Genomic DNA, 8,665 nt, shown 5'->3' with positions numbered 1-8,665 from the left:
ACTCAAAACTATATACAGACAGTTGCTTTAAGGGATGTTAAATGTTATGCATTTCATGGTTATTACCCTGAAGAACAGCTTACTGGCATCTATTTTTCGGTTGATGTTGTGGTTACATTTACGCCCAATACAGATACAGAGAATTTGGAGCGTACGGTGAACTACGAAATATTGAACAATATCATATTGGGTGAAATGAAAAACACCCGAAAAATGCTCGAAACGGTAGTGAAAAGTATTTTGGATAGAGTGGTTGATAATTATCCATTTATACATACCGCCGAGGTTGGTATTAAAAAACTAAATCCGCCAATGCCTGGCGAAATTGGACATTCATTTGTACAATTGAGCTATCGCTCTGCAAACTCCTAAACTACGATCCTAATTTTAATAGCTAATAAAAAACACCCGAAACGACAGATGGCATTTAATAAGATTACAACCGACCTATTAGATCAGATAAAAACAATTATTGGCGCTTCAAATGTATTTACCGATGAGGAATCATTAAATACATATAGTCATGATGAGACAGAAGACCTTAGATATTATCCAGAGATTGTAGTTAAGCCAATCGATGCAAATTCAATTTCTGCTTTATTAAAGCTATGTAATAAGTATCACGTTCCTGTTACCCCACGTGGGGGTGGTACCGGACTTAGTGGGGCAGCATTACCCATATATGGAGGGGTGCTATTGTCTATGGAAAAGTTTAAAGCCATAATTGAAATAGATACGGAAAACCTTCAGGCAACTGTTGAGCCGGGCGTTATTACCGAAGACTTTATAAATGCAGTAGGCGAACACGGTCTGCTGTATCCTGTAGATCCATCAAGCAAAGGTTCTTGCTTTATAGGTGGCAATGTTGCCCACGGTTCTGGTGGCCCCAGAGTTGTTAAATATGGAACTATAAGAGAATATATTTTAAATCTTGAGGTTGTTCTGCCTACTGGCGAAATAATATGGACGGGCGCTAATACACTAAAGTATGCATCTGGTTACAATCTTACTCAAATGATGATTGGCTCTGAAGGCACGTTGGCGGTTGTTACTAAAATAGTAACAAAACTTGTTCCCAAGCCTCAGCAAAGTGTTTTAATGCTTGCTTCTTTCGGAGAGAACGAAAAGGCTTGCGCAGCAGTTTCTGCAATATTTAGAGCAGGGATTGTTCCATCAGCATTAGAGTTTATGGAAAGAAAAGGAGTGGAGTGGGTTATTAAATTTGATGACATTAAATTCAATCTAAAAGACGATGTAAACGCTTTCCTTTTAATTGAATTCGATGGCGATGATATGGATGCTATTTTTAAAGATTGCGAAAAGGTAAATCTTGTTCTTGAACAATTTGAGTGCAGCGATGTACTCTTTGCAGATACAGCCCAACAAAAGGAAGATCTATGGCGTATGCGTCGCACTATGGCAGAATCTGTTAAATCTAATTCCGTTTATAAGGAAGAAGATACGGTTGTTCCTAGAGCTGCCTTACCAAAATTGATTAATGGTATAAAAGAAATAGGATCCAGGTATGGATTTGAAAGTGTTTGTTATGGTCATGCAGGCGACGGCAACCTACATATTAACATCATTAAAGCAGGTATGAGTGATGAGGATTGGAAAAACAAACTCAAAGACGGCATCGTCGAGATATTCGAATTAACAAGTGCCCTGGGAGGAACTATATCCGGAGAACACGGTATTGGACTGGTTCAAAAAGAATTTATGCCTATAAAATACAGCGAGATTAATCTTAATCTGATGCGAGGAATAAAAAGTGTATTTGATCCTAATGGCATCCTTAATCCAGGTAAGATATTTTAAGTATAAGAGCAACTCGGTTAATTACTATCAAGTTGCTCAAAGATCATCATCTTGTTTTTTTCCTCGTCAGGAATCACTACCGAGGTTTTGGCCCGATAGTCAAAGGCTACGCACACCGTTTTTCCTTTACTGCAAACAATTTCCTCACCATTCTGCGTCCTAACCAGTAAGTATTCCAGGTCAAAACTACTCTTACCAATTCTGGAGGTGCGAACGTACATGCTGATTTTATCATCGGGAAAAACCGGAATGRTGTATTCCAGTGAGGCGTGGGCAATGACCACACCTGTTTTTTTCCAGTCCCATTGTACAGCCTGCTTCCAGTATTTGGCCCGGGCAATTTCCATGAAGGTAAAGTAGGTTGCGTTGTTTACATGCCCCATCATATCAAAATCAGCAAAGCGTGTTTCTATAGTCGTTTTATACTTAAAACTGTCTATTTGGTTTACTATATCTGCCGTTTTGTCTTGCTTAGTTGTTTTGTTGCGCCAAAATGTCTTTAAAATCATAAAAAATGGGGTTGGTATGGGACTTGATTATACGGTTTATATAAAATTTAAATTAAAAAATAGGAGAACATAAACGATGACACTAGTAAAATTTAACAACAGAACCAGAAACACCGCACCTTACTTTAACAATGTATTTGACTCTTTGTTTAGTGAAGCCATAAATAAAAACTTAACGATTAACAAAGTGCCGGGCGTAAACATTTTAGAAACCGAAACCGAGTATAAAATTGAAATCGCTGCGCCGGGTTTAACTAAAGAAGATTTTCAAATCAACTTAAAAAAAGACACACTTTCTGTTTGGGCCGAGAAAAAAACAAGCGAAACAGAAGAGAAAAAAGATTACACACGCAGAGAGTTTGATTACTTCTCATTTGCCAGATCCTTTGTATTACCTGAAAGCGTAAATGCAGATAACATTACTGCTGAATATGTGAACGGGATTTTAAATATCACGATTGGAAAAGACGAAGTGAAATCTCAAAACAAAGAAATTAAAGTTTCATAATTAGGTTAGAGTTTGGTTTTTTTAGGTAGATAAGGGTGCGCCGGAGGGTGCACCCTTTCTTTTTGCGGTGCGCTTATTACTTAAATATTTTCTTACGGGAATATCATAAACTACCATTATCAGGTATGCTGCCCCGGTAAGTAGAATTAGTCCGGCAACAATTATCAACGTAAGTTGCATGGAGCTTACCTTATGACTGGTGTAGTAATTCCCGAACATCCACAACACGGCATAATGTGTCATGTATAATGGATAAGAAATCTTACCTGAAAAGACACAAAACTTTTTAAGGCCAGGAGCCAATATAGCACCTGCACCCAACGCGATCAGCAATGGGAAATAAAATAGTACGATGAAAGGTTCGGATAACCAATTCCATTTTGAGGATGGCATTAAAAAGGCCAGAAACAATAATATGGCCAGGCTAATAAATCCCAGCTTGTTCTTGATGATCCAGTTGGAACGGTAAATAAGCAATCCTGCTAAAAAAGAATATGATATCCGGGCAGCCCCATCCCAAAAGGTTGGACCGCTCCAACCACCCAATAAATTTCCTGAGCGATAACTGACCAGGCAAATCGCTGTCGCTGCAAGTATGGTTAACAATAGCAGATAGCTACGTTTAATGTTATAAAGTACAAATGCGTAAACGACATTAGCTATATATTCCCAAAATAAAGACCATGATGGTGCATTGAAGCTGAACAGGTTAAATCCACGATCTTCTATTATAGGCAAGGGGATAAGCAATAACGAACACAAAAACGTAAGGATGATCTTACCAGTATTATACAATTCTGGATGACCTCCAAATGGATCGAACAAAAACGCCAGCAAGCCTAATATCGATCCGGCTATAACTAGCGGGTGCAACCTGATAATCCTTGATTTAAAAAACTCGAGAACTCCCATTTTTCCTATACGATCGTCGTAGGCATACCCTATTACAAATCCAGAAAGGCAGAAGAAGAAATCGACAGCTAAAAAACCGTGCCCAATAAAGTTCTGGCCAGGATCGGTGTAAGCCCACTCCATAAAATGAAATATTACAACGGCCCATGCAGCAATGCCCCTCAATCCGTCGAGAATTTCAAAGTGCTGTTTTGTTTGAAGAATTGTGGTGGTGGTTTTGTTCGTATCCATTTATTATGTATCCTGCCAGGCTAAATTTATGCGGCAATAGCCTCTGATTTGTTAGTGCGCCAAGATATTTAAAATTAATAGCCCAGCCAAATTTACAACGAGCCGAACAGAATAATTATGCAACACCTATCTAATGCCCGTGAATTTAGKAGCAGATTCTCTTTTGATAAAGAGCAACAAAACTGCATGTTCCCTAAACAGGGAAAGGCTGCTAAAGAATAACCAAGCTCTCAGGAAGGCCGCTAATGAATAAATAAGTAAGCAGCTTTGCATTTTTACCCGTTTCAATCAGTCTGCACACTAGCTTATGTATCGCCATTAGTTGTTTTTGTGCTCTGATGAGCAGCGTTGAGTTTGCGTCATCTGGCCGGACTGACCGCAAGATCAATTCCAGATATTGGGAAACACTTGCCAACGTAGTTTTAAACTCCTGGCTGGCCAGGTCGGTGAATTCTTGCTCATTTATACTAAGTTCTTTTACTTGCTCAAGTAGCTTCAGCAATTGAAGCTCCGCGTCTTTTTGTTCAGCTATGCCTATAAGCGTGTTAACGGCTCCGCACAGCTGGCCCTGATCGTTAAATAAAAGAACCGGATGCTCAAATACACTTTTTCTGGAACCATCAGGACGTTCAAGGGTGGTTTCGGTCCCGTTAGCCTGTGAACCTTCGCTCAATGCTACTGCCATTGGGCAGCTGTCAAGTGCCATGGGTTCGCCATTAGTATAAAAAACCTTCCGCGATCCACACCAAAGATCCTTGTTTAGCTCAGGTTCCCTTCCCCAAAGCATCGCTGCAGCCTGATTGTAGGAGGTAATGTATCCTGAAGAGTCGCAGGTATATACTGCAACAGGCAGCCGCTCAAAAAGTTCAACTGCAAGCGGGCCTGGCCCGAATATGGTCTTGGATTGTGTGCTCGAAAGCTCCGAGTGCATGGCATTTGTTCTCATAATTAAATTTAACTTTTACAAAACTAATTACCAACTATTCCGGCAATTCGTCACTCGATAATTACAAAAATTACAAAGCGACTCACAGAATTTCTCACAAATATTAAACAATTGCCAGGGTCCCTTTCGGAATTAAGGGGCAACTGTTTCTATTGGCGGAACATCCCCTTCATTTTTATCCTGACCGGGTTCAGTATTTTCGGAATCAGCATCTTCAGTGCCGCTGGCATCAGATTTATCTTTCTCCTGAATATCTTCCGGACTGTCTTTTTGATCAGCTTGAGAGGCGTCCTCAGTACTCGGAGGAATGACTTTTCGGTCATTAGGAGTCCCTTCCTTTTCTGTGTCCGGAGTTACTGTTTCAATTTGTGCCCCTGCGTCTTCAGTTGGTTTGGGATGTATATTATCATGATCTTTGTCTGTACTGCTGCTAAAATTTTCCATTTTTCTTTTTTTTAGTATAAGATTAACAATTGCAGCACTCACATGTTTGGCTTCTTTCAATAAAAGCTTTTGATCAGATGATTAAATGTTTACTATAGGCCTAGGTATTTCGCAGGTGATCCCTGCTTAGTTTAAATTCGTAAATTGCAAGCAGTATGCAAGAGCACACCAAAGAACATTACAATAGACTTGTGCGGCACATCGAACGCCGGATCGGTCTCGACAGCCAGGAGAAGGATTATATTTGCTCGTTCTTTAAGATACGTAAGTTACTTCCCAAACAATACTTGCTTGCACAAGGAGAGCTATGCCGTTATGAGAGCTATGTATCTGAAGGCTTTCTCCGGTCCTTTTATGTAGATAGCAGGGGTGATGAGCACACCTTGCATTTCGCTCTGGAAGACTGGTGGATATCGGATTTGACCAGCTTTTTAAAGCAACAGCCAGCAAGCCGGAATATCATTAGCCTTGAGGGGTCTGTGCTGCTGCAGATAGACCTGGAGGGCCGGGAGAGATTGATGGAGAACGTACCGAAAACGGAACGTTTCTGGCGGATATTAAATGAAAGTTCCAGTATGGCCCAAGATCAGCGTTTGCTGAATTCCATCAGCATGTCGGGCAAAGAAAGGTATCTTGCGTTGTTGGATCTTTATCCACATATCGAACAAAGGCTACCTCAAAAGCATATTGCTTCATTTCTGGGCATCACACCTGTATTTTTGAGCCAGATACGGAAAGAGATTGCTAAAAAATAAAAGAAACGGAGACAACGTCTCCGTTGACTTACATGCTTACTTCCAGGTCGCAGCATTATCGGCAACTGCAATTGCTTCTATTTCAATAAGGGCATCTTTGGAAAATAGAGAAGAGACTTCCATAATTGTATCAGCAGGGTATGGCTCGCAGAAGTATCTGCCGCGGAGCTCTACTATCTTTTCAAAATTGGCCATATCACGCAGCAATATGGTTACCTTGACAAGGTTCTTAAAACTTGAGCCACCTGCTGTGAGTACCTTTTCAAGGTTCTCAAAGGTTTTTTTTGCCTGCGCATCAAAGTCGCCCAGACCGATCAGCTTGCCGTCATCATCAATAGCGGTCTGGCCCGAAATAAATAGCAAATCTCCCACAAGATGTCCCTGAGCCAAGCGGAAAGGAGCATAGGTGTCAGGTGTAATTTTAATTTGTGAAATTTCCATTTTCTTCTGTTTGTTACTCATCATTCCATTATGTTAATTACCAATAAAGGTAGTTTTGCTTAAACTGTCCTCCATTAAACTATTTTAATAAATGGCATTAAACTATTTTAACATGTAGTGTCAGGTCGCTTTGTTTAAAAGACCTGTTAACTTTCTTTGGTTGAGAAGGTGTGATATGCTTAACTTTATTGGGTATGACACGACAAAAAAGCAGACTGATTCTTTTTCTTCCGGCTATAATTTTAATCCTAAATGAATTGGTCCGGACTTTTTTAAGGCCAATCTATGGACGAAAAGAATATGGATTAGTTAGCGAAACATTAGGATGGTTACCTAATTTTCTTGCACCGTTAGCTTTTATGTCAATTGCAATAGTAATAATTATTCTAGTGGAAGGCTCATCTGATAAACTCGTTTCAAAGAAATCCAAACTATTATTGTTATTTGCATTTGCCATCACCGGCTTAACAGGATTTCTTGTACACGAAATAACACAAAAGGGAACCGGCCTTACATTTGATGTCAATGATATTTATGCAACCATAGCAGGAGTGTTTTTTGGGGCCTATTTATTCTATATTATTCTTTTAAATAAGAAACGTAAATCAGCTCCGCGATTACAATAGCTATTATACCTGTTTAATTTTTATTTAGCTTGATGAGCAGCGATCTGATATAAATCCCCGCCGGAGTAAGYATTTCCTGTGACCAACGTCCCGATATCGGGGCACCGGGTAAAAGCAGCGCAGTGGTCTCTTTTTTATCGGTCAGGTTCCAATTTGCGGAACTTAGTTTATGCTGTTCCATCCAATTCACCCACTTGTCACTTTTTTGTACATCAAACACTCCATTTCCATTCGCTTCTCCAACACCCCATTCCGTTACCATAATTGGTAGCTCAAGACCAAGTGCTAAATTTGCTTTGTTCATAAGTTTATCCTGATGATCAGGATCGGATGCATAGAAATGAAATGAATAAGCAATATTCTTGAAGCCTTTTATGGGATCTTTGGCTGCGATATGAATGTCCTGATCCCAGTTAGGGCTACCTATCACAATAATGTTTTCTTTGTCATTTTTACGTATTTCAGCTATAACTTCTAATGCATAGTCCTTCACCACTTTCCACTCTACACGCTCAGGCTCATTCCATATTTCGTATATAATATTAGGAACCCCTGAATATTTTGCCGACATCTTTTTAAAAAAGGATTTTGCTTCGTTTATGTTCACATTGGCATGATGATCGTGCCAATCTATTAAAACATATATACCTTCTTTGATCGCCGCATCAACAACTGCTGTAATGAGTCTTTCTTGTCCATCAGGATCTTTCAAATACCCACTATCTGGTTCAACAGCCATAGCAACACGCAATAAGCTGATCTTGAAATCTTTCTTTAGCCAGGTTACAACTTCCGGGTTATAATATTTTCTTCCTCCCCATGCGCTCCACGATAAACTTATTCCTCTCAATTGAGGTGGTTTGTTGTGGCTATTCAAAATTTTACCATCTCGAACTTTTAAAGCGCCATGTAAATTCACTGCATTAGCGGACTGTGCCTTGCAAAATGTTACTGACCAAAATAAAAGCATCACTATTCCTGAAATTTTGATCGTACAATGTTTATTTGCTGCCATATAGGTATTTTATGAAGTCACAAGTTAGCCATTTACCGGGATCCTTTTGATAAAAAAATGGTTATGGAATGTTAACAGCAGTAAACTATTTGGTAGAGTTATTGCACTATGTAATTAAATCTAAATTTTCATTATGCTATTATCCATAGATTGGTCCGGATTCCTCATTGGCAAAGAGAACTGGGAGTTCATGATTGAAATATCCATCCGAACACTTGTGATGTATTTTATCATCCTTTTTGGTTTGAGATTATTGGGGAAACGTGGTGTACGACAGCTTTCAGTTTTTGAACTGGTAGTAATTATAAGTTTGGGCTCTGCTGCCGGTGATCCGATGTTTTACAAGGAGATTGGCTTATTAGTTCCGGTAATCATTTTTGCTGTAATTGTTGGTGCCTACAGACTGACCACCTATTTAATGGCAAAAAGTAAAAAACTCGATGACCTTATAGAAGGAAAG

The 8,665-nt window shown here is 39.5% G+C and carries 12 protein-coding genes; 6 read left to right on the top strand and 6 right to left on the bottom strand.

Features of this window, described 5'->3' with window-relative positions:
* Together AC1DG9_RS18860 and AC1DG9_RS18855 are read left to right on the top strand one after the other, a co-directional pair.
* Positions 1 to 372, top strand: a 372-nt coding sequence (locus tag AC1DG9_RS18860; protein ID WP_477635035.1) for a dihydroneopterin aldolase, incomplete at its 5' end; no start/stop codon positions are given.
* 48 nt (positions 373 to 420) lie between these two features.
* Positions 421 to 1,818: an FAD-binding oxidoreductase gene (locus AC1DG9_RS18855; protein WP_337716111.1), complete on the top strand. Its 1,398-nt coding sequence runs from the start codon at positions 421 to 423 to the stop codon at positions 1,816 to 1,818.
* 17 nt (positions 1,819 to 1,835) lie between these two features.
* On the opposite strand, the gene AC1DG9_RS18850 is transcribed toward AC1DG9_RS18855, so the two are convergent.
* On the bottom strand, positions 1,836 to 2,327 hold the full coding sequence (locus tag AC1DG9_RS18850) for an acyl-CoA thioesterase (protein WP_477635034.1): 492 nt from the start codon (positions 2,325 to 2,327) through the stop codon (positions 1,836 to 1,838).
* Between the two features lie 76 nt (positions 2,328 to 2,403).
* Between AC1DG9_RS18850 and AC1DG9_RS18845 the strand changes: the two genes are divergently transcribed.
* Complete coding sequence (locus AC1DG9_RS18845; protein ID WP_172662785.1) at positions 2,404 to 2,835, top strand: Hsp20/alpha crystallin family protein; 432 nt, start codon at positions 2,404 to 2,406, stop codon at positions 2,833 to 2,835.
* Positions 2,836 to 2,856: 21 nt separating this feature from the next.
* Here AC1DG9_RS18845 and AC1DG9_RS18840 read toward each other — a convergent pair whose 3' ends face one another.
* From AC1DG9_RS18840 to AC1DG9_RS18830, 3 genes are all read right to left on the bottom strand, one after another.
* Entirely contained in the window at positions 2,857 to 3,978 is a 1,122-nt protein-coding gene (locus tag AC1DG9_RS18840) for an acyltransferase family protein (RefSeq protein WP_337716114.1), read from the bottom strand.
* A 211-nt stretch (positions 3,979 to 4,189) separates the two neighbouring features.
* Positions 4,190 to 4,924, bottom strand: a complete 735-nt coding sequence (locus tag AC1DG9_RS18835) for a hypothetical protein (RefSeq protein ID WP_288881783.1) — start codon at positions 4,922 to 4,924, stop codon at positions 4,190 to 4,192.
* Between the two features lie 132 nt (positions 4,925 to 5,056).
* Positions 5,057 to 5,368, bottom strand: a complete 312-nt coding sequence (locus AC1DG9_RS18830; protein ID WP_172662788.1) for a hypothetical protein — start codon at positions 5,366 to 5,368, stop codon at positions 5,057 to 5,059.
* Positions 5,369 to 5,559: 191 nt separating this feature from the next.
* On the opposite strand from AC1DG9_RS18830, the gene AC1DG9_RS18825 reads away from it, so the two are divergent.
* On the top strand, positions 5,560 to 6,123 hold the full coding sequence (locus AC1DG9_RS18825) for a Crp/Fnr family transcriptional regulator (RefSeq protein WP_337716115.1): 564 nt from the start codon (positions 5,560 to 5,562) through the stop codon (positions 6,121 to 6,123).
* Positions 6,124 to 6,159: 36 nt separating this feature from the next.
* Here AC1DG9_RS18825 and AC1DG9_RS18820 read toward each other — a convergent pair whose 3' ends face one another.
* Positions 6,160 to 6,564, bottom strand: coding sequence for a RidA family protein (locus AC1DG9_RS18820; RefSeq protein WP_337716117.1), 405 nt, complete (start codon positions 6,562 to 6,564; stop codon positions 6,160 to 6,162).
* 194 nt (positions 6,565 to 6,758) lie between these two features.
* Here AC1DG9_RS18820 and AC1DG9_RS18815 point away from each other — a divergent pair, with 194 nt between their 5' ends.
* The gene (locus tag AC1DG9_RS18815; RefSeq protein WP_337716119.1) at positions 6,759 to 7,190 is read left to right on the top strand and encodes a hypothetical protein; all 432 of its coding nucleotides are present in this window, start codon (positions 6,759 to 6,761) and stop codon (positions 7,188 to 7,190) included.
* Between the two features lie 13 nt (positions 7,191 to 7,203).
* Here the strand turns inward: AC1DG9_RS18815 and AC1DG9_RS18810 are convergent, their stop codons facing one another.
* A complete protein-coding gene (locus AC1DG9_RS18810) occupies positions 7,204 to 8,205 on the bottom strand; it encodes a glycoside hydrolase family 5 protein (protein ID WP_477635033.1) in 1,002 nt (333 codons plus the stop codon).
* A 133-nt stretch (positions 8,206 to 8,338) separates the two neighbouring features.
* Between AC1DG9_RS18810 and AC1DG9_RS18805 the strand changes: the two genes are divergently transcribed.
* Positions 8,339 to 8,665, top strand: a 327-nt coding sequence (locus AC1DG9_RS18805) for a DUF421 domain-containing protein (RefSeq protein ID WP_477635032.1), incomplete at its 3' end; no start/stop codon positions are given.

Source organism: Pedobacter sp. 05L430 (assembly GCF_056397585.1).
The sequence above is the reverse complement of the archived record's forward strand: the minus strand, read 5'-3'. Positions and strand labels throughout refer to the sequence as shown.